Annotated in this window: 26 protein-coding genes and 1 tRNA gene; 12 read left to right on the forward strand and 15 right to left on the reverse strand. The window is 59.4% G+C overall.

Translation table 11 applies throughout. The features are described from left to right. Nucleotides 1-31: 31 nt before the first annotated feature. The 3 genes from accC (at nucleotide 32) to BM074_RS09850 (ending at nucleotide 2558) form a co-directional block, all read left to right on the forward strand. The gene (gene accC, locus BM074_RS09840) at nucleotides 32-1390 is read left to right on the forward strand and encodes an acetyl-CoA carboxylase biotin carboxylase subunit (RefSeq protein ID WP_027231428.1); all 1359 of its coding nucleotides are present in this window, start codon (nucleotides 32-34) and stop codon (nucleotides 1388-1390) included. Nucleotides 1391-1431: 41 nt separating this feature from the next. Further along, a complete protein-coding gene (gene aat, locus BM074_RS09845) occupies nucleotides 1432-2001 on the forward strand; it encodes a leucyl/phenylalanyl-tRNA--protein transferase (RefSeq protein ID WP_027231429.1) in 570 nt (189 codons plus the stop codon). Between the two features lie 143 nt (nucleotides 2002-2144). Then, a complete protein-coding gene (locus BM074_RS09850) occupies nucleotides 2145-2558 on the forward strand; it encodes a VOC family protein (protein ID WP_027231430.1) in 414 nt (137 codons plus the stop codon). A 62-nt stretch (nucleotides 2559-2620) separates the two neighbouring features. On the opposite strand, the gene BM074_RS09855 is transcribed toward BM074_RS09850, so the two are convergent. From BM074_RS09855 to gatB, 5 genes are all read right to left on the reverse strand, one after another. Beyond that, on the reverse strand, nucleotides 2621-3010 hold the full coding sequence (locus tag BM074_RS09855) for a DUF2155 domain-containing protein (protein ID WP_244532800.1): 390 nt from the start codon (nucleotides 3008-3010) through the stop codon (nucleotides 2621-2623). A 140-nt stretch (nucleotides 3011-3150) separates the two neighbouring features. After that, nucleotides 3151-3555 (reverse strand): NADH:ubiquinone oxidoreductase subunit NDUFA12, encoded by a 405-nt coding sequence (locus BM074_RS09860; RefSeq protein WP_027231432.1) that lies wholly within the window; start codon nucleotides 3553-3555, stop codon nucleotides 3151-3153. Between the two features lie 76 nt (nucleotides 3556-3631). Continuing rightward, complete coding sequence (locus BM074_RS09865; protein ID WP_091921666.1) at nucleotides 3632-4120, reverse strand: GNAT family N-acetyltransferase; 489 nt, start codon at nucleotides 4118-4120, stop codon at nucleotides 3632-3634. Continuing rightward, complete coding sequence (locus BM074_RS09870) at nucleotides 4117-4626, reverse strand: GNAT family N-acetyltransferase (RefSeq protein WP_091921667.1); 510 nt, start codon at nucleotides 4624-4626, stop codon at nucleotides 4117-4119. Before BM074_RS09870 ends, BM074_RS09865 begins: the two co-directional genes overlap by 4 nt. Continuing rightward, complete coding sequence (gatB, locus tag BM074_RS09875) at nucleotides 4627-6129, reverse strand: Asp-tRNA(Asn)/Glu-tRNA(Gln) amidotransferase subunit GatB (RefSeq protein ID WP_091921668.1); 1503 nt, start codon at nucleotides 6127-6129, stop codon at nucleotides 4627-4629. A gap of 218 nt (nucleotides 6130-6347) precedes the next feature. Between gatB and BM074_RS09880 the strand changes: the two genes are divergently transcribed. From BM074_RS09880 to BM074_RS09890, 3 genes are all read left to right on the forward strand, one after another. Then, nucleotides 6348-8096 (forward strand): adenylate/guanylate cyclase domain-containing protein, encoded by a 1749-nt coding sequence (locus tag BM074_RS09880; RefSeq protein ID WP_091921670.1) that lies wholly within the window; start codon nucleotides 6348-6350, stop codon nucleotides 8094-8096. A gap of 91 nt (nucleotides 8097-8187) precedes the next feature. Beyond that, nucleotides 8188-8571 carry a DUF6152 family protein gene (locus BM074_RS09885; RefSeq protein ID WP_091921672.1) on the forward strand — a complete coding sequence of 128 codons (384 nt, stop codon included), beginning with the start codon at nucleotides 8188-8190 and terminating at the stop codon, nucleotides 8569-8571. Further along, a complete protein-coding gene (locus BM074_RS09890; protein ID WP_091921674.1) occupies nucleotides 8568-9044 on the forward strand; it encodes a DUF2214 domain-containing protein in 477 nt (158 codons plus the stop codon). Before BM074_RS09885 ends, BM074_RS09890 begins: the two co-directional genes overlap by 4 nt. Here BM074_RS09890 and BM074_RS09895 read toward each other — a convergent pair. Both BM074_RS09895 and BM074_RS09900 read right to left on the reverse strand, forming a co-directional pair. Beyond that, complete coding sequence (locus BM074_RS09895) at nucleotides 9041-9484, reverse strand: SET domain-containing protein-lysine N-methyltransferase (protein ID WP_091921676.1); 444 nt, start codon at nucleotides 9482-9484, stop codon at nucleotides 9041-9043. The genes BM074_RS09890 and BM074_RS09895 overlap by 4 nt on opposite strands. After that, nucleotides 9481-10110: a TetR/AcrR family transcriptional regulator gene (locus tag BM074_RS09900; protein WP_091921678.1), complete on the reverse strand. Its 630-nt coding sequence runs from the start codon at nucleotides 10108-10110 to the stop codon at nucleotides 9481-9483. The genes BM074_RS09895 and BM074_RS09900 overlap by 4 nt, the downstream gene beginning before the upstream one ends. 92 nt (nucleotides 10111-10202) lie before the next feature. On the opposite strand from BM074_RS09900, the gene BM074_RS09905 reads away from it, so the two are divergent. The 3 genes from BM074_RS09905 to BM074_RS09915 all read left to right on the forward strand — a co-directional run bounded on the left by BM074_RS09905 (nucleotide 10203) and on the right by BM074_RS09915 (nucleotide 12392). Next, on the forward strand, nucleotides 10203-11048 hold the full coding sequence (locus BM074_RS09905; protein WP_091921680.1) for an NAD(P)H-binding protein: 846 nt from the start codon (nucleotides 10203-10205) through the stop codon (nucleotides 11046-11048). Beyond that, nucleotides 11045-11533 carry an anthrone oxygenase family protein gene (locus BM074_RS09910; protein ID WP_027231442.1) on the forward strand — a complete coding sequence of 163 codons (489 nt, stop codon included), beginning with the start codon at nucleotides 11045-11047 and terminating at the stop codon, nucleotides 11531-11533. The genes BM074_RS09905 and BM074_RS09910 overlap by 4 nt, the downstream gene beginning before the upstream one ends. Before the next feature lie 76 nt (nucleotides 11534-11609). Further along, complete coding sequence (locus BM074_RS09915) at nucleotides 11610-12392, forward strand: bestrophin-like domain (RefSeq protein WP_091921683.1); 783 nt, start codon at nucleotides 11610-11612, stop codon at nucleotides 12390-12392. An 11-nt stretch (nucleotides 12393-12403) separates the two neighbouring features. Here the strand turns inward: BM074_RS09915 and BM074_RS09920 are convergent, their stop codons facing one another. The 7 genes from BM074_RS09920 to BM074_RS09950 all read right to left on the reverse strand — a co-directional run bounded on the left by BM074_RS09920 (nucleotide 12404) and on the right by BM074_RS09950 (nucleotide 20642). Then, complete coding sequence (locus BM074_RS09920) at nucleotides 12404-13648, reverse strand: Y-family DNA polymerase (protein ID WP_091921685.1); 1245 nt, start codon at nucleotides 13646-13648, stop codon at nucleotides 12404-12406. A gap of 92 nt (nucleotides 13649-13740) precedes the next feature. Then, entirely contained in the window at nucleotides 13741-15531 is a 1791-nt protein-coding gene (recJ, locus tag BM074_RS09925) for a single-stranded-DNA-specific exonuclease RecJ (protein ID WP_091921687.1), read from the reverse strand. Nucleotides 15532-15608: 77 nt separating this feature from the next. Further along, nucleotides 15609-16220 (reverse strand): hypothetical protein, encoded by a 612-nt coding sequence (locus BM074_RS09930; RefSeq protein ID WP_027231446.1) that lies wholly within the window; start codon nucleotides 16218-16220, stop codon nucleotides 15609-15611. Between the two features lie 151 nt (nucleotides 16221-16371). Next, the gene (glpX, locus tag BM074_RS09935) at nucleotides 16372-17355 is read right to left on the reverse strand and encodes a class II fructose-bisphosphatase (protein WP_027231447.1); all 984 of its coding nucleotides are present in this window, start codon (nucleotides 17353-17355) and stop codon (nucleotides 16372-16374) included. A gap of 179 nt (nucleotides 17356-17534) precedes the next feature. Then, nucleotides 17535-18851, reverse strand: a complete 1317-nt coding sequence (locus BM074_RS09940) for a homoserine dehydrogenase (RefSeq protein ID WP_091921689.1) — start codon at nucleotides 18849-18851, stop codon at nucleotides 17535-17537. Between the two features lie 72 nt (nucleotides 18852-18923). Beyond that, complete coding sequence (locus BM074_RS09945; protein WP_091921691.1) at nucleotides 18924-20141, reverse strand: LL-diaminopimelate aminotransferase; 1218 nt, start codon at nucleotides 20139-20141, stop codon at nucleotides 18924-18926. 141 nt (nucleotides 20142-20282) lie between these two features. Next, complete coding sequence (locus BM074_RS09950) at nucleotides 20283-20642, reverse strand: hypothetical protein (protein ID WP_036814269.1); 360 nt, start codon at nucleotides 20640-20642, stop codon at nucleotides 20283-20285. A gap of 117 nt (nucleotides 20643-20759) precedes the next feature. Between BM074_RS09950 and phaC the strand changes: the two genes are divergently transcribed. The 3 genes from phaC (at nucleotide 20760) to BM074_RS09970 (ending at nucleotide 24364) form a co-directional block, all read left to right on the forward strand. Then, nucleotides 20760-22580, forward strand: a complete 1821-nt coding sequence (phaC, locus tag BM074_RS09955) for a PHA/PHB synthase family protein (RefSeq protein ID WP_091921693.1) — start codon at nucleotides 20760-20762, stop codon at nucleotides 22578-22580. A 248-nt stretch (nucleotides 22581-22828) separates the two neighbouring features. After that, a complete protein-coding gene (locus tag BM074_RS09965; protein ID WP_244532802.1) occupies nucleotides 22829-24142 on the forward strand; it encodes a YcbK family protein in 1314 nt (437 codons plus the stop codon). Between the two features lie 146 nt (nucleotides 24143-24288). After that, nucleotides 24289-24364 (forward strand) — tRNA-Glu (locus BM074_RS09970). A 120-nt stretch (nucleotides 24365-24484) separates the two neighbouring features. Here BM074_RS09970 and BM074_RS09975 read toward each other — a convergent pair. Further along, a complete protein-coding gene (locus BM074_RS09975; protein WP_051614993.1) occupies nucleotides 24485-24664 on the reverse strand; it encodes a hypothetical protein in 180 nt (59 codons plus the stop codon). Between the last annotated feature and the right edge of the window lie 201 nt (nucleotides 24665-24865).

Consider the following 24865-nt stretch of genomic DNA (forward strand, 5'->3'; position numbering starts at 1 on the left):
TGCCGGACCCCGTGGGTGAATCGAGAGCGTGATGTTTCAGAAAATTCTCATAGCCAACCGCGGTGAAATCGCCCTGCGCGTCCTGCGGGCCTGCAAGGAACTCGGCATCCAGACGGTGGCTGTCCATTCGACCGCCGATGCTGATGCCATGCATGTACGGCTCGCCGACGAAAGCGTCTGCATTGGACCGCCGCCCTCGCGCGAAAGCTATCTGAACATTCATCAGATCGTTGCCGCCTGCGAAATCACCGGCGCGGACGCCATTCACCCCGGTTACGGCTTCCTGTCGGAAAATGCCAAATTCGCCGAGATCCTCGAGGCGCACAATATCACCTTCATCGGGCCTACCGCCGCGCATATCCGCGTCATGGGCGACAAGATTGAAGCCAAGCGTACGGCGAAGCGCCTCGGTATTCCGGTTGTACCGGGTTCCGACGGCGGCGTCACCGACGACAAGGAAGCTGCGCGCATTGCGGCGGAGATCGGTTATCCGGTTATCATCAAAGCCTCCGCCGGCGGCGGCGGCCGCGGCATGAAGGTGGCGCTCAACGAGGACGAACTGTCGATCGCGCTGTCCACGGCGCGCACGGAAGCCGGTGCCGCTTTTGGTGACGATGCCGTCTACATAGAAAAATACCTGCAAAAGCCCCGCCATATCGAAGTTCAGGTCATGGGCGATGGAAATGGCAAGGCGGTACACCTTGGCGAACGCGACTGTTCCTTGCAACGCCGGCACCAGAAGGTCTGGGAAGAGGCCAACTCACCAGCCCTGAACTCCGACGAGCGCGAGCGCATCGGCATGATCTGCGCGAACGCCATGGCCGACATGGGCTATCGCGGGGCCGGCACGATCGAGTTCCTCTACGAAAATGGCGAATTCTATTTCATCGAAATGAACACGCGTCTTCAGGTCGAGCATCCGGTGACCGAGGCGATTACCGGCATCGATCTTGTACATGAGCAGATTCGCGTCGCCTCGGGCGGCGGGCTTTCGGTAACCCAGGAGGAGATTCGCTTCTCCGGCCACGCCATCGAATGCCGCATCAACGCCGAAGACCCGCGCACGTTCACGCCCTCGCCGGGCAAAATCACGCATTTCCACACACCCGGCGGCCTTGGCATTCGCGTCGATTCCGGCGTCTATTCCGGCTACAAGATCCCGCCCTATTATGACAGCCTCATCGGCAAGCTCATCGTTCACGGCCGCAACCGCGTCGAATGCATGATGCGCCTGCGCCGGGCGCTCGATGAATTCGTCGTCGACGGGATAAAGACCACACTTCCCCTCTTCCAGGATCTGATCAACAATCCTGATATCGCCAATGGCGACTATGACATTCACTGGCTGGAGAAATATCTGGCCGGAGATACCGCAGAAGAAGAGGCATGACGGGCAATAACCCGGTAGAATCTTTCAAAATCGACCCCGCGTTGCTGTTGCGTGCCTACGCGACCGGGGTCTTTCCGATGGCCGAAGAGGCCGACAATCCGGAAATATTCTGGGTGCGCCCGGAAAAGCGCGGCATTATCCCGTTTGAGAATTTTCACGTCTCGCGCAGTCTGCGCAAGACCGTGCGCCAGGGTCGCTTCTCCATCCGGCTCGACAGCGATTTCGCCAGCGTCATCGCCGGATGCGCCAGCGGGTCGGGCGAGCGTTCCCGCACCTGGATCAACCAGCCGATCCGCGAGGCCTATGGCAAGCTGTTCGAACTCGGTTACTGCCATACCGTGGAAGCCTGGCTTGACGGCCGCCTCGTCGGTGGGCTCTACGGTATCGCCCTCGGGTCGGCCTTCTTCGGGGAAAGCATGTTTTCGCGCGAGCGCGACGCCTCCAAGGTCTGCCTCGTCCACCTTGTCGGTCACCTGATCGAGAAGGGCTTTACGCTCCTCGACACACAGTTCACCACGAACCATCTCGAGAGCTTCGGTGCAGTCGAGGTGCCGCGCCGCCAGTACCAGAAGATGCTGGAAAACGCACTGGCGCAGTCCGCGGAATTCTGAACGGCGACATCCCGCTTCCACATTGTCGGTGTATGTCTTCTTGCGGGCGAGTGCCGCGCAATTTTTTCTAAAAGAGAATGTCGACCCGGTGCGCACTCGTTCGTCTTAGGGAGGGAATAACCCGACAAACAAGGAGAATTGTCGTGAAGATCAATGCTTATCTGAACTTTGATGGAAAGTGCGAAGAGGCTTTCAACTTCTATGCCGGCGTACTCGGCGGCGAGATCGTCGCGATGATTCGTTTCGACGAAATGCCTGAAGGCAACGACATGCCGAAGGAACTTGCCAAGAATATCATGCACGCGACATTGCATATCGGCGACAACGTGCTGATGGCATCAGATGCACCGCCGCCCTATTTCCAGAAGGCGCAGGGCATGACGGTCGCCATCAACGTCGACACGCCTGCGGAAGCGGAGCGCATATTCTCTGCCCTGTCACAAGACGCGCAACACGTGCTGATGCCGCTCGGTGAAACCTCCTGGGCTCAGCGCTTTGCGATGTTTACCGACAAATACGGGACACCCTGGATCGTCAACTGCCCGAAGCCGATGTAACTGATCGCATCGGACGGCCGGCACGCTGGTGTCGGCCGGTTGAACGCAAATCTAGAGCGAAATCAGCTCTTTGCCGGCGCCGGCACATCCGACTTCTGCTTGCAGCTCTTCAGCCAGACATCATAAACCGGATGCTCGACGGCATTAAGACCAGGGCTGTCGGCAAACATCCAGCCCGAGAAGATGCGCCTGATCTTGCGGTCGAGGGTGATTTCGTCGACCTCGACAAACGTATCCGTTTTTGGTGCCTCGGTATCCGGGCGCGTATAGCAGACGCGCGGTGTCAGCTGCAGCGCGCCGAATTGCACGGTTTCACCGATATAGACGTCGAATGTGGTGATGCGGCCGGTAATCTTGTCTAGCCCTGAAAATACAGCAATCGGATTGGTGATCTTTTCATCCGCCCGCGCCGGAGCAATCGCGGTGGCCGCAACTGCAGCGGCTGTGGCCATCACTCCAATCATCCGTGCAAACCTGGCGCGAAAGGGAACAGTCAGGGTCGAGCGGATCATTGCACTTCCGGGGTTAGCGGTGTCGGGGATTTCGATTCCAGCCAGTCGATAATGATCAATTGTGGCAGAAGAAGATCGGATCAGGCACCAGGCGTCCAGGCATCGTAATCGCCGGTGACGGTCGGACGATTGTCGCCATGGGCAATGGAGCCCTTGGGGCGATAAGCGGCTGGTGAACCGGTCAGATTGGGCTGGTGGCTCTTTTCCCAGCCATATGGCTTGTAGTTTTCCTGCGACGGGGGCGTGTCGACCCGGTGGTGCATCCAGCCGTGCCATCCAGCCGGAATCGCCGAGGCTTCGGCATAGCCATTATAAACAACCCAGCGGCGCTTGCGCCCTTCCGAATCGAATGTGCTGAGGCCCTCGTAATAAATATTGCCGAGTTCATCCTCGCCGACCTTCGTACCTTTGCGCCAGGTAAAGAACCGGGTCCCGAGCGTCTGCCCGTTCCACCAGGTGAAAAATTGGGTGATGAAAGTCTTCATGGCAATCCTCGAACGATCTCGTTCAGCCTTTGGCAACTCAAGGGTTTATGGCGGTATCACCAAGGAATGGCAAGGGTCAAGTTGCCGCGTGAGCGGGTGCCAGCCGCAATTTGAAACCGGCATGGCTCTTCTCGAATCCGAGCCGCTCGTAAAAGCGGTGGGCGTCCGGGCGCTTGGCATTCGAGGTGAGTTGCACGAGCGCGATATCGCGCTCGCGCGCAACATCGAGACAGTAGTTGATCAGTTTTGCCCCGATGCCCTTACCGCGCATGTCGGAGCGGGTCTGCACCGCCTCGATCGCCATTCGTCGGGTACCACGGCCAGTCAGCGATGTTATGAACGTAACCTGCGCCGTGGCGACCACCTCGCCGCCCAGAATGCCGACGAAGAGCAGATCATTAGGACTGGCCTCGATGGCGGCGAAGGCCCGCTCATAGTCAGGCAATGCTGCAGGATCGGTCGTATCGCCATGACCGCCGATTGTGTCGTCGGCAAACAGCGCGATCAGCGCGAAAAGATCAGCGCGCGTCGCTTCCCGGAAGGTAACATCAGTATCGACGTTCACGGCGCCAGCTCGTAGCCAGTCAGTGATTTCTCGAAAACAACGACCGAGATACCTGAATTCGGCTCGCCCCAATTGTCGATCCGGTTATTCGTCCGCTCGAACCCCCTGCTTTCATAAAAGCGGATAGCTTTCTGATTTGCCTCGATAACTTCAAGCTGCATCGAGAAAACGCCGGGAAAGGCGCTTTCGACTTCGGCCAGCAGCAGCGAGCCGACGCCCTGCTTCTGGCGCTCGGGGTGAACATAGAGCTGGTTGAGGATCGACAGCCTGTGATCCTTCTGCGAGGCATAGGCCATGCCGAGAATATCGGCACCATCATCGGCGATGATGAATTCCGAATAGGGCTTGGCCAACTGCTTCTTCAACGCCTCCAGAGAATGGTAGCGGCCGGTGATCGCCTTTACCTTCTCGGCTCCATATAAGTCGTCATATGTTGCGTGCCAGGTAGTAACCAGCATTTCGTGGACGGCGTCGAGATCCTCTTTCGTGGCGCTGCGAACCCACATTTACTCGACAATCCCCAATTTCGCCTTGACGAGATCGCTGACCGCCTGCGGGTTGGCCTTGCCACCGGTTGATTTCATCACCTGGCCGACAAACCATCCGGCGAGCGTCGGTTTCACCTTTGCCTGTTCCACCTTGTCCGGGTTGGCGGCAATGACGTCATCAACAGCCTTTTCGATCGCGCTGGTGTCGGTAACCTGCTTCATGCCCCGGCTTTCAACCAGTTCGCGCGGGTTGCCGCCTTCGGTCCAGAGAATCTCGAAGAGGTCCTTGGCAATCTTGCCGGAAATCGTGCCTTCCTTGATAAGGTCGAGAACAGCGCCGAGCTGATCCGGCGATACCGGTGATTCCTCGATGCCCTTGCCCGCCTTGTTCAACGCCCCGAGGAGATCGTTGATCACCCAGTTGGCGGAAAGCTTGCCGTCGCGGCCCTTGGCTACGGCCTCGTAATAGTCGGCAATGGCCTTTTCGGTAACGAGGATCGACGCGTCATAGACCGACAATCCCTGCTCATTCACAAGGCGCAACTTCTTGTCGTCCGGAAGCTCGGGTAGATCGGCCTTCAACGTATCGACATAAGCCTGTTCGAACTCGAGCGGCAAAAGGTCCGGGTCGGGGAAATAACGGTAATCATGCGCCTCTTCCTTCGAGCGCATGGAACGTGTCTCACCCTTGACCGGATCGAAAAGCCGGGTTTCCTGGTCTATGGCGCCGCCATCCTCGAGGACACCGATCTGGCGGCGGGCCTCATATTCGATGGCCTGTCCGACAAAACGGATCGAGTTGACGTTCTTGATCTCGCAGCGCGTCCCGAACTCACCGCCCGGACGGCGTACCGACACGTTGACGTCGGCGCGCATCGAGCCTTCGTCCATGTTCCCGTCGCAAGTGCCGAGATAGCGCACGATGGTGCGCAGCTTGGTCAGATAGGCCTTCGCCTCGTCCGAGGAACGCAAATCGGGCTTCGATACGATCTCCATCAGGGCGACGCCGGACCGGTTGAGATCGACATAGGACATGGTCGGGTTCTGGTCGTGCAGCGATTTGCCCGCATCCTGTTCGAGGTGCAGCCGCTCGATGCCGATTTCGATATCTTCGAAGTCGCCTTTGCGGTCAGGTCCAACCGAAATGATCATCGTGCCCTCGCCGACGATGGGCTGCTTGTACTGCGAGATCTGATAGCCCTGCGGCAGGTCGGGGTAGAAATAATTCTTGCGGTCGAACACCGACTTGAGATTGATTTGCGCCTTGAGTCCGAGACCTGTCCGGATCGCCTGGCGCACGCACCACTCATTGATCACCGGCAGCATGCCCGGCATCGCCGCATCGACCAGCGACACGTTGGCATTCGGCTCGGCGCCGAACTCGGTCGACGCACCGGAGAACAGCTTCGAGTTTGAGGTTACCTGGGCATGGACCTCCATGCCGACAACGATTTCCCAATCGCCTGTGGCGCCGGATATGAAACGCTTTGGGTCGGGCGTACGGGTATCAACTAAAGTCATGCTGCCTGTCATTCCTGGCTCATTCGTGTGTTCTATTGGCTAGTGCAATCCGCTCGGTCAGGCAAGTGTTTCTCATATGCGAATGGCTGAAAGCCAGGCCCTAATCCCTCTGATGCAATAGCAAGCAGGGCAGACACGCAGTAATACACCGACTTGGCGCATGCCAAACACCGTGATTAACTGAGTGCGTCAGATGGGGATCGGGGGCGACACCTGATATGGCAGATGAACGTGTCAAACGACGACTCGCTGCGATTTTCGTCGCCGACGTGGTCGGCTATACGCGCCATATGGAGCAGGATGAGGCAGGCACCCTCTCCCGTCTGAAGGCCCGGCGCCGCGATGTTCTCGACCCGCTGCTGCTCCGCCACGAGGGGCGCCTCGTTAAAATCCTCGGCGACGGAATTCTTGCGGAATTTGCCAGCGCCGCAAGCGCGGTTCGCTGCGCCGTGGAACTGCAGCGGGACATGGACGCGGCCAATGAAGGATTGCCCGAGACCCGCCAGTATGTGCTGCGCATCGGTATCAGCCTCGGCGATGTCATCGTCGAGGGCAAGGACCTCTACGGCAACGGCGTCAATCTCGCCGTAAGGCTCGAAAGTCATGGCAACGCCGGCGACATAACGATCTCGTCCAACGTATTCGATCAGGTCTGTCGTGAGGTCGTTGCGGAGTATGACGATCTCGGGCCCGTTTCGATGAAGAATTTCGCCAAGTCGGTTCATGCCTACCGCGTCCGGCCGTGTCCGCAGCAGCCGCCAGGAGCGGATGGTGGTCAGTCCACGCCATTGTCGTTGCCGCCGCGGCCGTCCATTGCGGTACTGCCGTTCAACACGATGGGCGCCAATGCCGAGCATGGCGCCTTCGCCGATGGGCTTACCGAAGACCTCATTACCGAGCTTTCGCGCACGCCCGGCCTTTTCGTCATCGCCCAGCATTCAGCCTTTGCCTACAAGGGAAAACCGGTGGACGTCCGCCAGATCGCCACCGAGCTTGGCGTGCGTTACCTGCTCGAAGGAAGCGCCCGCCGTTCCGCAGAGAGAGTGCGCGTCAACGTTCAGCTCGTAGACACGCTCGGCGGCGGCTACCTGTGGGCCGAGCGATACGACCGTGAGATCGAGGATATTTTTGCGGTGCAGGACGACGTGGCGGCAAGGATCGTGGAGGCGCTTGTTGGACGACTTATCGTCCCGCCCATGCGCAATCGCCCAAAGAGCATGAAAGCCTATGATCTTTGCGTGCGCGCGCGCTCGCTTGGCTGGAATTCCGCCGGATCCCCTGAAGCCATCTACGAATCCATCGTCCTGCTGCAGCAGGCGATCGCAATCGATCCATCTTACGCCGAAGCCCATGGCTGGTTGGCATTCAATCTGTGGTCCACCTGGGCAAATGCCATGTATGCTAGCAGCGACAACCGCAGACTGTCGCTTGAAATGGCTAAAAAGGCAGTGGCCCTCGATGCCAATGACGCTCAAAGTCGCTGGATATTGGGTTATCTCCTTGCCTATGAAGGGCAATGGTCGGAATCGGACGCGGCGTTCGATGCAGCGATCGCAATGGATCGGAACTCAGCGGACGCGTTGATCTTTCGCGCAGAGCTTCTCGCCTTTGCCGGACAAGCGAGCGAAGCCATGGACGTCATGGAACAGGCGTTCAGGCTAAATCCGCATCCGACCGCCTCATATTATTGGGAACAGAGCCTCGTATATTACGTCGCCGGCCAATATGAAAAAGCGATCGAAACCGTGCGCGGCGGCCCCGCATACCGCACTGGGGCCCGACGCATTCTTGCGGCAAGCCTTGCGCAGGCTGGAAATCTGAACGAAGCCCGCCAGGAGGCAGCGCTCTTCATGGCCAACAACCCGAACTTTTCCATCGGAAAGTGGGCGGAATCGCAGCCATTCCGCGATCCGGAGACGCGGCAATTGTTTGTCGAGGGATATCGCAAGGCCGGGCTGCCCGAGTGACGCTGCCCGGCCTTCACAAGACTGTTGTTTGGCCTTCCCGCTAATCGATGGGATAGTTTGACCTGTCAGGCAATTGAAAAGGGAGGCAGTCATGCAGACTCTGCTAGGCCGAATTTTCAGTGGTGCCGCCGTTGCAGCGATATTCGCCACCGGTGCGCTCGCACATCACGGCTGGTCCTGGGCCGAAGCCGACCAGATCGAACAGCGCGGCATTATCCGGGAAATCTATATTGGGCCGCCGCACCCGACCCTTGATGTCGAAACCGCGAGCGATGGGCTTTGGCGCATCGAACTTGCCAATCATAACCAGACCACGCGCGCCGGCTTCATCGAGGGGTCGGCAAAAGAGGGTGATGAAATCGTCGCGCTCGGCAACCGTTCCACCGACCCGCAAGAGAAGCGTATGAAAGCGGTGAGGATTTCGGTCGCGGGCAAGACCTATGATCTTTATCCCGAGCGTATAAAAACGCAGTGAACAGCGGTTTCGTCGAGCTGCTGCAGGGACTCTCCGAATGGCCGGTCGCCGTGCTGCTGCGGCGCTATCAGATTGCATATCTGATCGCCAACGCCGTCCATATCATATCCGTCGGCCTGCTCATCGGCGCCATCGTCACGCTTGATCTTCGCATTCTCGGCCTGTTCAAGCAGTACCCTGTGAACATGCTTGCGCCGCCTCTCATCCGCGTAGCGGCAACGGGCGTCGCGCTTGCCATGCTGACGGGGTTCATCCTGTTCTCCGTGCGGCCGGTGGCGTACGTCAACAACCCTGCCTTCCTTGCCAAACTTGGCTTGATCGCGCTGGGCCTGGGCAATGCATTGCTGCTCAGCCGCAGCCGGTCCTGGCGGTTCGAAAAGCAAGTGTCCGGCGGAGCGCGGGTCGCCGCGCTCATATCGTTGACCGTCTGGATATGCGCCGTCATTGCGGGACGCTGGATCGGCTTTATCTAGTCGTCGTCCTGCATGAACGTCGTATCGTCCCGTTGCATGTAGCCGTCGGGTACCGGCTGCACCGCATAGTCGAGCGTCAGTTCTTCGCCTGCGGCGATGGAGCGTATTGCCCGCATGGTGCGATAGTCGGCGCCGATCTCGATACTGGGATTGAAACTGTGGTTGATAAAGCCGTAGCTCGTGCGCAAGGGACGAACCAGCAGCATTTCGCCCGGCAGCGCATTCCATTCCATTTCCGTCAGCAAGACCGGGTAACGCTTCGCTTCCACCAACTGACCATCGAGAACACAAAGTACCTCGTCCCTCGCCCAGGCACGGCTGGTGAAAAGCCCCTGCCCCTGCAGCCCGCTTTTTGCAACGTATGTATCAGGAATAGTCTCGATAAGCGCTTCGCCGTTGAGGAAGATTTCGGCGCAGGTATCGATCGTCGGCTTGCTCATTCTTGATCCATCTCCCGCAAGACCATGTTCTTGAAGTGCTCGACCAAGGCATCGCCCTCCGCCCGCTCGACCGAGATGGCAAGGCGCATCGTCGCTTCGCCAAGCTGCATGATGAGAAAACTCGACCGCTCGAGTTCGGTCCGGTCGGCAACGGGATTGACGCGTGCACGGGCGCTCGCCAGTACCGCGCCATTGATGCGGCTATCGGCAAGATCGATATCACGCAGCGCCTTGTCGGCCTGCATGCCCGACCAGATATCGCGCATCACCGGCTCGGCCAGGAACATCGCATAATAAATATCGATCAATTCGCCGAACGCCCGGCGCAAACCCACCTTGTCGCCAACCCCTTCCAGTCCTTCGACAATGCATTGCTGGCCGGCCACATTATAGCGTTCCGCCAGCGTCCGAATGATTGCTGCCTTGTCGGGGAAATACTGGTAGAGCGAACCGATCGATATGCCTGCCATTTCGGCGACATCGCTCATGCGCATGGCATCGCTGCCGCTTTTTTCAATCAGCGCCGAGGCGCACGCCAATATACGCTCAACCCGTTCGCGGCTGCGTTTCTGGGTGGGTTCGCGCCGCGTCCCCAACTCTGTTGCCACGATGCCAGTGTCATTCATGAGTGTTCCTCACATTTTTCTTGACTCCTATAATATGAGGATTTATCACATTTGCAAATATGAGACTTCCTCATATTTAATGGGAGCTGAAAATGACAACGTTCCATAGTTCGAAATTTCCTGTTCTGATCGTTGGCGGCACGGGCAAGACCGGCCGACGCGTGGCCAAGCGCCTTGCCGCCCTCGGCCTTCCCGTCCGCATCGGTTCGCGCCAAGGAACTCCGGCCTTCGATTGGGAAAATCCCGATACATGGGCTGTGGCACTGGAGGGTGTGTCGGCGGCCTACATCACCTACTACCCGGATCTCGCCGTGCCGGGCGCCGCGGACGCCGTCGGTGAGCTAGCCCGCCTTGCCGTTCGCAAGGGCGTGAAGCGTCTCGTTCTCCTTTCCGGGCGCGGAGAACCGGAAGCGCAACGCGCCGAACAGGCCCTGCAGGCGTCGGGGGCGGACTGGACGATCGTACGCGCGAGCTGGTTTGCGGAGAACTTCAGCGAGAGCTTCTTTCGCGAACCGATCCTTGCCGGTGATCTTGCGCTGCCGGTGCAAGGCGTGCGCGAACCCTTCATCCATGCTGATGACATCGCCGAAATCGTCGTCGCCGCCCTGACGGATACGAGGCACATCGGCGAGCTTTACGAGGTCACCGGGCCGCGCCTGATCACATTTGCCGAGGCGACCGCGGAAATCGCCAAGGCGACCCGCCGCGATATCCACTTCACGCCGATTCCTCACGACGTCTTCATGCAGGGGCTGGCGGCCGATGGCGTTCCTGATGATGTCGCCGCGTTGATCGATGAGCTTTTCCGCTCGGTGCTGGATGGACGCAATGAATATCTCACCGATGGCGTGCAGCGGGCACTCGGCCGGGCACCACGGGATTTTGCCGAATTCGCCCAAGCGGGCGCCGCGGCCGGCGTATGGGAGCAAGTGAAATGATTGCTCTCATTCCAATCCTCACTCTTCTTGCCGCCCTTGGCAGCGGTCTGATGGCCGGGCTGTTCTTCGCGTTCTCGAGCTTCGTCATGGCGGCGCTCGCTCGCCTTCCCGCCGATCAAGGCATTACTGCCATGAACTCGATCAACGTGACCATTCTCAACCTCAGCTTTAGCGTCGCCTTCTTCGGAACAACTATTTTGTGTCTTGGGCTTGGCGTGGTCGGATTTCTCCGCTGGTCCGAGCCCGGATCGATGTGGCTCGTAGCGGGAAGCCTGCTCTTCCTGATCGGCACGATCGCCGTGACGATGATCTTCAACGTGCCGCTGAATGACGCGCTTGCCACCGCCAACCCGGCGAGCCTCGAGAGCGCAGCTCTCTGGATGCGTTACCTTGCCGAATGGCTGCCGTGGAACCATGTCCGCACGCTCACCAGCATAGCGGCATTGATCAGCTTCATCCTGGCCTTTGCCCGACAGTCAGCCTGATCAAACCTCATCTCCTGTCCTTTTTCCGGAAACACAGTAGATTAACCAGGCAATTGCGCTGGTTCCGGGGGAATACATGGCATTTGAGCTTCTTGTCGCGGTGCTGTTCGTTGGCGGAACGATAACCCTGACGCTCATCGCCTATTTCCTGATGCGCCTCATTACGGGCGGCGATCCCGATGGCCAGGAACGCGATCTGGCAAGTTCGATCATCTTCCGCGTATCGGCCTTGCACGGACTGATCCTGGCTCTCGTCTTTGCGCAGGAGATGATCGACTACCAGCAGCTTCGCAATGAAACCGCGACCGAATCCAACGCCATTGCCGATATCTACTTCGACGCGGGCCGCTATGGCGGCGGCCATGCCGGGGCGATCCAGACGCCGCTCAGCGAATATATCAGCGTGGTGGTCGACAAGGAGTGGGCGATCCTCGGCGCCACCGACCGCCTGACTCCGGAGGCCTGGGCGAAGTGGGACGCAGCCTATGCGGCCGTGCTTGATCTCGAACCGACGAACAAGCGCGAGGAAAGCCTGCGCAACCACATGCTTGAGCGTCTCTACACAGTTGCCGAAAGCCGAACCAAGCGGGAAAGCAATGTCGCCGACTCGATGAGCGGCATCTTCTGGTTCGCGGCTCTCTCCGGCGTCGTGTTCATTGCGCTCGCCTATTATTCCTATCCGCCGCAGCGACGAAATATCGTTCTCATCTCCATGTTCGGCGCCTATACCGGCATTATCCTGTTTCTCATTTATGCCTTCTCCAACCCCTACAGTCCGCCCGCAGCAATGAGCCCCGGCCGGCTTCTGCGCCTCCAGGAGCAGATCCGCCACTCGATCTCGCAACCACCGCAGACGTAACGAAGCGTCGCTCAAAAATCCTCGGCGGCAGGTATTCGGCCAAATGCGATCTTCGACCCTATGTAGTTTCCGGGCCCGTTCGCTGGACCAAGGTTCAGCGCCCTGGATCCGTGCCTTACCCTGATCGTGTCGAGAACATCAGACACCCGCTCCCACTGACTCTGCGCTCTACAGCTATCGCGCGTATCGAACAGGTCGCGACTGGCTTCCTGCTCCTCGGAGAGCTCATGCAGGACGACGGTAACCGAACTGATGTTGTTCATTTCGCCTGACATCACAAATTTCTCGTGCAATTCATTGAGTGCATTGAGAAAAGTATGATCGTCGCGCGCCGGCCTGAATCGCTTGTCCATGCTTGTGCGGTTTTCGCGGCGCGTACCCACGGTGTAGGTCAGCGCCCCGGCGCGATGATGTGAACGGCGCAGCCTTCGTGCCGCGCTCATTGTCAAAAGACGCGCACATTGCAGCACCTTTTGCGGCGTCCGCCAGTCCGGAGGCAAATTGCGGCCATGGCCGAACATGCGCTTGATCGTTTCCGGCTTTTCGACTGAGTAACCGTGCAAGGCGGCAACGAAACGTTCGCCTTCGACGCTGTTCCAGATCGCCCGCGCATGCTTGGGGGCAAGTGCCCAAAGGCCTGCAATATCGGTGACGCCTGCCTCTATGAGACGCGTCTCCATGCCCTTCGAGATACCCGGCAGATCGCGCAAGGCAAGACCCAGCAATTTCCCCGGCAGATCCGCGTGGTCGAGAATCACGAAGCCATCCGGTTTATCGATCTCCGCCGCAATCTTGGCGAGCAGTTCATTGAACGAGATGCCGATCGAACAGGTGAGCACCGGACCAAACTCGTCGCGCAACGATCGCTTGATGCGCGACGAGAGCTCCGCTGCCTGCCGCGCTTCGGATTCGAGCAGCGTGCAGGCAAGCTCGTCGATCGAGCGCACCGCGGCAATCGGAACGCACCGCTCGATGATTTCAAGGATGCGGTTGTGCAGGCGCACGTATATATCAGGCCGCGCCTCGATGAACACGATGTCCGGGCATTTCTCCCGCGCCTCACGTACTGAAGTGCCCGTCTTGATGCCGAATGGCTTGGCTTCTCGGCTTGCGGCGATCACGCTGGTATAGGGCGAATCGAGCGGAACGACCGCTATTGGCCTTCCCTGCAGCGCCGGATTGAGTTGCTGCTCGGCGCTCGCAAAGAAACTGTCAAAATCCAGATATAGCTTTTCAGGATGGGTCGGCTTGCGCATGTTCCGAGGCTCTCACATTGAGAACAAAAATAGAACATTTGCTCCGGAATTAAAACAGCAATCTTGGAAATTGCGAAGAAGAGAAGCTCCGGTCAGGCAGCACGTGCCGCATCGAGAATGCGAAACTGTGTGGTTGTCGAACCATTCCAGTGGTTGAGGGAGAGATTGCCCGCAACGTGGATGGTTTGGCCGAGATTTTTGAAAAGGAAATCGCTGAGCGGGCTTCCGACGGCGCGAAACGCCATGGCATTGATCCGCGAGCCATCGGCACTGACGAGTGTCGCGCGCACATGGCCACTTCCCACTTCCCGCGCATCGGTCAGGCGGTGATGCGGCAGCACAAGCACGGGTTGTGGATGCCCCGAACCATAGGGTCCAGCCCGTTCCATCAAGTCGTGCAAGGCCACGGTGGCGCCGGCGGCGCTGAGCGCTCCGTCGATTTCCAGCGATTCATTGCCGCGCAATTCCCCGACCATGGCCGCTGCATTTTCTTCGAAAAAGGCCCGCAAGGCGCCGAGTTTGCCGCGTTCCACGGTTATGCCGGCTGCCATGGCATGCCCGCCGCCCTTGACGAGAAAGCCCTGTTCGACCGCGCCGCGTACCAGCCTGCCGAGGTCGAACCCGTGGATGGAGCGGCCGGAGCCCGCGCCGGTGCCATTGGCATTGAACGCGATGGCAAAAGCCGGACGCCGGGTTTTTTCTTTCAGCCGGGCCGCGATCAGCCCGACGATCCCCGGATGCCAGTCGTCATTCGCAGTAACGACGATGGCGGGGCCGGCGGCTGCTGAAAGTTCGGTCATTGCCTCCGCTTCAGCCTGTTCCAGCATGGCGGTTTCCATCGCCTGGCGTTCCTGATTGAGGCGGTTGAGTTCCTCGGCAATGCGCAGCGCTTCGTTTGGATCGTCCAGCGTCAAGAGACGCGCGCCGAGGCCGGCATCACCTATACGCCCGCCGGCATTGATGCGGGGGCCGATCAGATAGGCAAAGTGAAAGGCATTGAGCGGTTCACCAATGCGCGCAACACGCGCGAGGGCCGCAAGGCCGACATTTTGCTGGGCCCGTGCCACAAGGATGCCCTTGACGACGAAGGCACGGTTGAGTCCCTGCAGCGGCACGACATCGCAAACGGTCGCAAGCGCGGCAAGGTCGAGCAACGACAAGAGGTCGAACGGGGGCGCGCTCGCGCCGACACCCAGTTCGCGCATCGCGCGCAGCGTCTGCACGAGCGTCAGGAACACGACGCCTGCAGCACAAAGGTGGCCCTGCCCCGAAAGATCGTCCTCGCGATTGGGGTTGACCACGGCAAGCGCGGCAGCCGGCAACGCGCCGCCAAGCTGGTGATGGTCGAGCACAACGACATCGGCGCCCGCAGCCTTCGCCGCCTCGATGGCGGCCGCGCTGTTGGTTCCACAGTCGACTGTTACAATCAGGCTCGCCTGTTGCGCGAGTTCCTGCATCGCCGCAGGATTGGGACCGTAGCCTTCGAAAATCCGGTCAGGAATATAAATGCGATTGGCGATGCCATAATGGCTGAGGAACCTTGACAGGATCGCCGAGGAGGCGGCCCCGTCAACGTCGTAGTCGCCGAAGATGGCGACCTTTTCGCGCCCTGCAATTGCCCGCGCGATGCGTGCCGCCGCGATTTCCATATCGGTCAGCGATGTGGGATCGGGCATCAGGCTTTTCAGCGTCGGGTCCATGAAGGCAACCGCCTCGTCGAGCCCTACACCCCTGCCGGCCAGCACCCGGGTCACGATATCCGGAAAACCATGGTTCTGCGCCATAGCGAGCGCGATGTTCGCCTCGCGCTGGGCGAGCCGGTCCACCCATTTCAGGCCGGTTGCCGATTTTTCAACGCCGAGGAAGAGCCGTGCCGATGTCATTGCATCGTTCAATCACCCGCCGACTGCGAAAGCAATGCTTCGAAAGGCCTATCCAACGCCAATCACGCCAACGGGTGTCAGTTGCTGGCAGGAGGCAGCGCAAGTTCGCTGATGGCGGAGGCCATGGCGGAGGCGAAATCGGCAAGTTGCCGGTCGACGACCTCCTTGGAGCTGAGGCGATAATTCATTACGGGCTGAATCAGCATGTAGCGCCCGAGCACGCCTGTGGCGCAAACGAGAAAGTCGTCCTTTTTCTGGGGATCATCAGAGCTGACACAGGCCATGGCGCGGTTGCCGTAACTTATATTGGTCCGCTGCGCCACTTGGTTGGGCTGGCTCGAATGGTATTGGAATGCCTGGTCGAGCAGGCTGCGCACCACTGGATCATCGGGGCCGTCCTTGACCGGGTACATGCCGGCGACATTGCTGGCACGGACCCCGTTGACCGAGACGATCGCTCGCGCATCCACGCCGCCATATTCGACAGTCGCGCTGAAATTCTGCGGATCGGCATTGCGGCTGATGACGGTGAAGGGGCCGGAGGTATCAGGCAGACCGACGAGGATATCGCGCGAACGGTAGCCTTGAATGAGATCCAGGTCCGTTTCCTGCGCATGAAGCGGAGAAAACGGCACTAAAACCAAAAGTATCGACAATATATTGCAGACAATTCCGTAATGGATATTCATGCCTGACCCGTTGCGAAGAGGTACTCATATGACAAAATACCAAAAAACACGTGATCCCAATAGGGTAGAGTGAAATCAGCAGTAATTATCGTAAAAAAAAGCTGCCGGTCCCGAACGAGACAGGCAGCTTTATGTGAAGGCGGGCGCGTCGTTACTGAAACTTGGCCATGTCCTGATGCTTGGCCTTGATCTCGCGCACCGTCTGCGAATGCGAACGCATGACGACCGTATGCGTCTGGATGTAGTCGCGGGCAAACTTGACGCCGCTGAGCATGTTGCCGTCGGTCACGCCCGTGGCGGCAAAGAGCACGTCGCCCTTCGCCATTTCTTCCATCGTATAGACCTTCTTGGGATCGGAGATGCCCATCTTGGCGGCGCGTGCGATCTTGTCGTCGCTGTTGAGCTGCAAACGCCCCTGCATCTGGCCGCCGATGCAGCGAAGCGCCGCCGCGGCAAGTACGCCCTCAGGGGCGCCGCCAATGCCGAGATAGATGTCGATACCGGTCTCGTCCGGATCCGTCGTATGGATGACGCCGGCAACGTCGCCATCACCGATCAGGCGAATTGCAGCGCCCGTCGCACGCACCTCCTCGATCAGGCGCGCATGACGTGGGCGGTCCATGATGCAGGCGGTGATTTCATTGAGCGGCACGCCCTTTGCCTTGGCAACGGCGGTGATATTTTCGATGGCAGGCGCGTCGAGATTGATGATCCCGGCCGGATAACCCGGACCAACGGCGATCTTTTCCATGTAGACGTCGGGTGCATAGAGAAGATTGCCCTTCTCGGCTATCGCGATGACCGCGAGGGAGTTGGGCAGGTTCTTGGCGCAGATCGTCGTCCCTTCAAGCGGGTCGAGGGCGATATCGACGGCGGGACCGTTCCGCGTGCCGACTTCTTCGCCGATGTAGAGCATAGGCGCCTCGTCGCGCTCGCCCTCGCCGATCACCACGGTTCCGGCAATGGGGAGCCGATTGAGCTCCTGACGCATCGCATCCACAGCCGCCTGATCGGCCGCCATCTCGTCACCCCGGCCGCGCAGGCGTGCAGCAGCCACCGCTGCCCGCTCGGTTACGCGCACCAATTCGAGGGTAAGGATGCGATCGAGACCATTTTGTTCGGAGGTTTTCAGCATAGTTTTTCCTGCGTTGGTGTGGCGACGCCGTATTTTCGGATCGCCACAGCTCTCCTTAGCATCGGTATGCAAACCTTTTGTCAAAGTCGCACCGATGCGGCAAGGGCTCGCAAAAAAGCTAATCGATTAAACGCCCTAGGCGCAGTTTCTTCCAGTGGTTGCGGCCGCGCGAGGCCGTCTCAACCCGCCCGTTCGATACGGATCATTTGCGGTTTGTCGGTCGCGTGGCCGTCCTTGACGATCCCCTCAAGCGCTTTCTTCACCGCAGCCTCAGTGGTCTCGTGCGTGACAAGAATAACCGTCTTCGTCGCTTCCGGCTGGTTGTCGGCGCTCTGGCGCTGGACGATGGATTCGAGCGAGATATCGTTGTCAGCCATGCGCTTGGCGATAGCGGCAAACACGCCGGCGCGGTCGTGCACCGTCAGGCGGATGAAGTAGCCGCCCTCGTGCGAGCGCATCCGCGCCCGCTTGTAAGGCGCCAGCGCCTTTGCCGGTGTACCGAACACAGGACCGTGCTGGAAACCCGGCCGGCTTTTGGCAATATCGGCAAGGTCGCCAATAACGGCCGAGGCCGTCGCCGCGCCGCCGGCGCCAGGTCCTGACAACAGCAATTCACCCAGAAGATCGGTTTCAATCGCGACCGCATTGGTGACGCCGTGGACCTGCGCAATGACGGATTCGACCGGCACCATCGTCGGATGAACGCGCTGCTCTATGCCACTGTCGGTTTTCAGGGCCACGCCCAGCAACTTGATGCGATAGCCGAGTTCGTCGGCCGCCTTGATATCGGCGAGCGAGATGTTGCTGATACCCTCGAGATAGATGTCGTCTGCGGAAATCTGGGTGCCGAATGCAAGGCTCGTCAGGATTGCGAGCTTGTGTGCCGTATCATTGCCCTCGATGTCGAAGGTCGGGTCCGCTTCCGCATAGCCGAGACGCTGCGCATCGGCGAGACAGGCATCGAACGAGATACCCTCTTCCCACATGCGCGTGAGGATATAGTTGCAGGTGCCGTTCATGATGCCATAGACGCGCGAAACAGTATTGCCGGTGAGCGACTCGCGCAGCGCCTTGATGACGGGGATGCCCCCGGCGACTGCCGCCTCGAAGTTGAGGAGAACGCCCTTCTCCTCCGCGATCTTTGCCAGGGCGACGCCATGCTTGGCAAGCAGGGCCTTGTTGGCGGTGATGACGTGCCGGCCCGATTTCAGCGCAGCCTCCACGGCGGCACGCGCCGGTCCTTCGTCACCGCCGATCAATTCGATGAAAACGTCGATGTCGTTTGATTTGGCGAGCGCCACCGGGTCTTCGAACCAACTCGCCGAGGAAAAGTCGACGCCACGGTCGCGCTTGCGGTCACGCGCCGAAACGGCAGTAACCACGATTTCCTTGCCGCACTGGCGAGTGAGCATTTCGCCCCGGTCACGCAATATTTTCAGAACGGAGGCACCAACAGTACCCAGTCCGGCGATACCCACGCGCAGCGCTTCACTCATCATGCAATTCCCTGAAATTTTGCTGAAACGGCGCCGGATGGCGCCGTCGATTTTACTGCGAACGCCGCCAGATCAACGACGAACGTTCAACGGGATGACGTTGTGCAGTTTTTCGTCGGCCGTGGCAAGAAACCGCTTCAGACTGCGTGCGGCCTGACGTATCCGGTGCTCGTTCTCGACCAGAGCGATGCGAATGTAGTCGTCGCCATGCTCGCCGAAACCGATGCCGGGGGCGACCGCAACGTCAGCGTGTTCGATCAGCAGCTTGGAAAACTGGAGCGAGCCGAGGCTGCGGAATTTTTCCGGGATCGGCGCCCAGGCGAACATGGTCGCCGCCGGTGGCGGCACATCCCAGCCTGCCCGGCCGAAGCTGTCGACGAGAACGTCACGCCGGCGCTTGTAGATGCCGCGCACTTCCGCGATGTCGGAGCCGTCGCCGTTGAGTGCAGCGGCCGCCGCAACCTGGATAGGCGTGAACGCGCCGTAATCGAGGTATGATTTGACCCGGGTCAGCGCCGCGATCAGCCGCTCATTGCCGACGGCAAAGCCCATGCGCCATCCGGGCATCGAGAAGGTCTTCGACATCGAGGTGAACTCGACCGCGACATCGATCGCGCCCGGCACCTGCAAAACCGAGGGAGGCGGCGCGCCGTCGAAATAGATCTCCGAATAGGCGAGATCCGATAGAATGATGATCTCGTTCTTGCGGGCGAAAGCCACGACGTCCTTGTAGAAATCGAGCGACGCGACATGGGCGGTCGGATTGGACGGGTAGTTCAGAATAAGTGCGAGCGGCTTTGGAATGGAGTGGCGAATGCCGCGTTCCAACGCCGGAATGAACTGATCGTCGGGCTTTGCCGGAATGGAGCGGATGACGCCGCCCGACATGATGAAGCCGAAAGCATGGATCGGATAGGTCGGATCGGGGCAAAGCACGACGTCGCCCGGAGCGGTGATCGCCTGCGCCATGTTGGCGAAGCCTTCTTTCGAGCCAAGGGTCGCGACGACCTGCGTGTCCGGATTGAGCTTCACGCCGAAGCGCCGCTCATAATAGGCAGCCTGGGCCCGACGCAAACCGGGGATGCCTTTCGATGCCGAATAGCGATGCGTGCGCGGGTCCTGCACGGCCTCGCACAGCTTGTCGACAATTCCCTGGGGCGTCGGCAGGTCTGGGTTGCCCATGCCGAGATCGACAATATCCGCACCCGCCGCTCGCGCGCTCGCCTTCAGGCGATTCACCTGTTCGAAAACGTAAGGCGGGAGGCGGCGAACTTTATGAAATTCTTCCATAGGCTGGGTCCGGTTAAAAGGGTTAATTATGCGCGTCGCGCTATACAACGAAACGCTACAGCGGTCGAGTAATCATTGCGGGCATTCGCGCCGGCGATCGCGACAGCCTCCCACCTCATTGTGGGAAAGATGCGGCCAAAACTAGGGCGTTGTCTTCTTGCCTTCGATCGCCGTCAAATCGTCCTGCTGCTGCTTGATCAGCTTCTGCAAATCCGCCTGCTTCTTGGCAGCCGCCGCCGGATCGGCCGAGGGACCGGATTGCGCGGCTGTCTTTGCCGCCGTAGTCCTGGCGATCAGCGCCTGCTTCTCTTCCGGGGTAAATTGCGTCGTCTCGCCTTTCGGGTCCGGCGTAAAATGCGGATAGGTGCCGGTATTGACGGGTCCGGTCAGCGGCGAATTCGCCATGACCGGCTGCGCCGAGTTATTTGCGCAGGCGCCGAGCCCCGAAATCAGAACGGCGCCGAATGAAAGGCGCATGAGGTTTTTGACCGGCAAGTTCATTTTATGTCCCGATTGCGAAAAACGAATTCATAATGACGATAACAATTGCACGTTAGAGGGATAGCACCAATTTATGATATGATGTCAATATTGTGCGACATGGGAGGAAGTGCCTGCATGGACAATCAAGGGGACAAGACAGGCAAAGCGCCGAACCTTGATAATTATGTCATCAAGGATCCAGAGGCGTTTGCCCGCAATGTCGCCCACATGATCGAGCAGGCCGGCAAGGCCGCATCCGCCTGGGTTGAGCCGCGCGAAAAGGGCCTGAAGCGCGATACGCTTGCCGACCCTGTGACCGATGTCGTCAAGACACTCTCCAAGGTTTCCGAATATTGGCTCGCCGAACCGGCGCGTGCCCTCGAGGCCCAGACAAGGCTGTTCACCAGCTATATGGCGATCTGGTCGAACTCCATTCGCCGCATGAGCGGCGAAGACGTGGAGGATGTCGTCACGCCCGACAAAGGCGACAAACGCTTTGCCGACGAGGATTGGGGCAAGTATGCCTTTTTCGATTTTCTCAAGCAGGCTTATCTCGTCACGGCCCGCTGGGCGGCCGAGCTCGTCGAAAACACCGAAGGGCTAGACGAGCATACGCGTCATAAAGCCTCCTTCTACGTCAAGCAGATTACGACCGCGGCCTCGCCGAGCAATTTCCTCATGACTAATCCCGAGCTCTATAAGGAAACAGTCGCCAGCAACGCGGAAAACCTTGTCCGCGGCATGAAGATGCTTGCAGAAGATATCGCCGCCGGCGGCGGTGACCTCAGGCTCCGCCAATCCGACACGACAAAATTCTCGCTTGGCGAAAATGTAGCCACCACGCCGGGCAAGGTCATCGCGCGCAGCGAAGTCGCCGAGATCATCCAGTACGAGCCGACGACGGAAAAGGTGCTCAAGCGCCCACTTCTCATCTGCCCGCCCTGGATCAACAAATTTTACATTCTCGATCTCAACCCGGAAAAATCATTCATCAAATGGGCAGTTGATCGGGGACACACGGTCTTCGTCATCTCCTGGGTCAATCCAGACGAACGGCATGCCCACAAGGACTGGACGGCCTATATCAATGAAGGGCTGCGCTTTGGCCTCGACACCATCGAAAAAGCCACGGGCGAAAAAGGTGTCAATGCCATCGGCTATTGCGTCGGCGGTACGCTGCTGAGTGCGGCGCTTGCGCTTTTTGCCAGAGAGGGCGAGGACCGCATCAAGAGCGCGACGCTCTTCACCACACAGGTGGATTTCACCCACGCCGGCGATCTGAAGGTCTTCGTCGATGAAGACCAGATCAGTGCATTGGAAAAGGCGATGTCCGCCGAGGGTTACCTTGAAGGCACGCGCATGGCGACGGCCTTCAACATGCTGCGCTCCGGCGACCTTATCTGGCCCTATGTCGTCAACAACTACATGCGCGGCCGCGATCCCTTGCCCTTTGACCTTCTCTATTGGAACGCCGACGCGACGCGGATGAGCGCAGCCAACCATTCCTACTATCTGCGCAATTGCTATCTCGACAACAATTTGGTGCGCGGCATGATGCAACTCGCCGGCGAAAATCTCTCCCTCGCCGATGTCAAGATTCCGATCTACAACCTTGCGGCCAAGGAAGACCACATCGCTCCCGCCCTCTCGGTATTTACCGGATGCAAGTTTTTTGGCGGGGATGTCACCTATGTCCTCGCGGGTTCGGGCCATATTGCCGGCGTCGTCAATCCGCCGGCCAGGAACAAATATCAATATTGGACCGGCGGCGCTCCCATCGGCAATTTTGATGACTGGGTCGCCAAAACCCGGGAGCACCCGGGTTCCTGGTGGAACCACTGGGAAAAATGGATCGAATCACAGGCTCCAGAACGCGTTTCCGCACGCAAACCCGGCGAACAAAACGTTGAGATTCTGGCCGAAGCACCAGGAACCTATGTTCGCGTCAGGGTGTAGGAAAGAGTTGATTCGAACCGGCGGCACCCGCGAAAGCACAGGTGAAGACAATGGCAAAAAAGCGGCCAATCACGTTTTCGCCTCATTCTATCTATACTGGACGACTTGTGCAGATACCTAAAAGTCTTTAACTCTGGCGACTCTACGCCGGTGTTTTTGCACTTAGACAAAACTTCGCGAGCTTTCTGCTCTTATAAAAGCGGTCTCCACGATCCACGGAAATCGCGAAAGACGAGACGGGGGAATCGTTGAAAATACTGCCAGCCTCAGTTTCTGCCTTGCGGGCAAGTACCGTCGCATGCGTCGTTGCGCTCTCCGCATTCGCAGCAACCTCCTGCACCACTGGCACCAGCCCCAGCGTGACCTCCGCACTGACCAGCGCTGCCGAGTCGACACAAACTGCCGAAGCCAAGTCCACCTCAGAACACGGTATGCCCTCCACCGGCACGGCGACAGTATCGCCCGAAGCGCTTGCGCTCGCCGGCAGCACCGAAGCCAATGCCCTGCAAGCCGTGAAGGATGCAACGAAGCCAGCCGACGCCAAGGCTGCTGCGGCAGTCGCGTCGACAGAACAGCAGGCAGCGGCCGCCGCACCGGCCGAAGCGGCTCCGCAGCAGAAAACATCGCTCTTCGGTTCGAGCGCGCCGGCAAGGCCGGAAGGCACCGTAGATGTCGCCAGCGCCGCAGCAGCGGCAGCTCCGGCCAAGACTTCGCTCTTCGGCAACAGCATGCGCGGTGAAGGCGCACCGGCGCCGCAAAAGGCTGCGCCGAAGCCTGCCGAAGCCGCGGAAGCACCGGCCATCACCGAGACGGCGAAGCCCGACGAGGCTGCAGCCAGCGCAGACGTTAAGCCTGCCGAGACCAAGGCGGCGGCTGCCACCGCCCCGAACAAGGACAGCGGTCTCCTCCTTCGCCTTTTCGGCAACAGCCAGAACAGGCCAGCGGCGAGCCGCCAGGTTGCAATCATCCAGCCAAGATCCCAACCGCAGCTTCGCTCGGCCGAGCCTCCGGTCCAGACCGCATCGGCCGCGCTTCCCTCGGCCGAATCATTCGAAGGCAAGACCGAGCACCTGTCGTCCTTGCCCGGCGTTCGCCCGAATGCCGGCATTCAGATCATGCAGCGCGACAGCCTTTACGAAGACGATGACGTCGAGGCTGCGCCGGCACAGGTGATCCTCGCTTCCGCTGCCGGCCTCGCGCGTCTCGCCCCGAACGGCTTGAAGGTGCAGCGCGAGAATGTGCAGGTCGCATGTCTCAAGCCGCAGCTCGTCGGCTTCCTCAAGTCGATCGAGCGCCGCTTCGGCAAAGCGGTAATCGTCACCTCCGGCTATCGCAGCCCGCCCTACAACCGCCTGGTGAATGGCGCCAAGGCCTCGCTCCACATGTCATGCGCCGCCGCCGATATTCAGGTGCCCGGCGTTTCCAAGTGGGTTCTGGCCAATTTTGCCCGCTCTATGCCGGGCCGTGGCGGCGTTGGAACTTATTGTCACACCGAATCGGTCCATGTGGACATCGGACCGACCCGCGACTGGAACTGGCGCTGCTCGCGTGGCCGTGGCTAGCCGCACCGCGAAAACCGCCTCGTCCTTACACGCTGTCCTGTGTCGGCTAACGCGCAAGTTGAACAATCTTCATTTTTTTTGAAAAAAGAATGCTCAATGGGGTTGCGGCGCAAAAACTGTTTCACTATAAGCCGCTTACCTGCGGGGCGCCCATCGTCTAGCGGTCTAGGACGCCGCCCTTTCACGGCGGAAACAGGGGTTCGATTCCCCTTGGGCGTACCAGGTTTTCTTCCTGGAAAATCAGAACCTTAAAGCGCAAAGCTCATTTGCTTTTGTGGCGCGTATCCCGTGCAAACGGCCAGCCCTGCGCGAGCTGGCCGCACGATTTGGCGTTTACACGACTCAGTTGGATGGCGCAGGCTTTGCTGGCTCGGGTGCAGGTGTCGCTGGCGCTGGAGCCGGTGTAGCCGGCTCGGATGTCGTGGCAGGCGCGCTGGTTTCACCCTCTTTCGGCTTGTTGTCGCATGCGGCCAAAGTGAGCGCGGCGACGGCTGCGACGGGTAAGAAAAACTTGAAGTTCATCATGTTCTCTCCTGTTTGTTTCGTCCCCATACATAGAATGGGTCAGCGAAAGCGGTTCGAACACCCCGGCATTTTCAAGCTTTATCACGCACTGTTAGACAAAGTTATGAGACCGATATCGGCGGCTGACCTATCATCTGCTTACTGCCGGGACTCATTTGCTGGCAGTAGGGTTCGGTTTACCTCCACTCGGACCCGATT

The organism is Phyllobacterium sp. CL33Tsu (assembly GCF_900113985.1).
GTDB classification, from domain to species: domain Bacteria; phylum Pseudomonadota; class Alphaproteobacteria; order Rhizobiales; family Rhizobiaceae; genus Phyllobacterium; species Phyllobacterium pellucidum.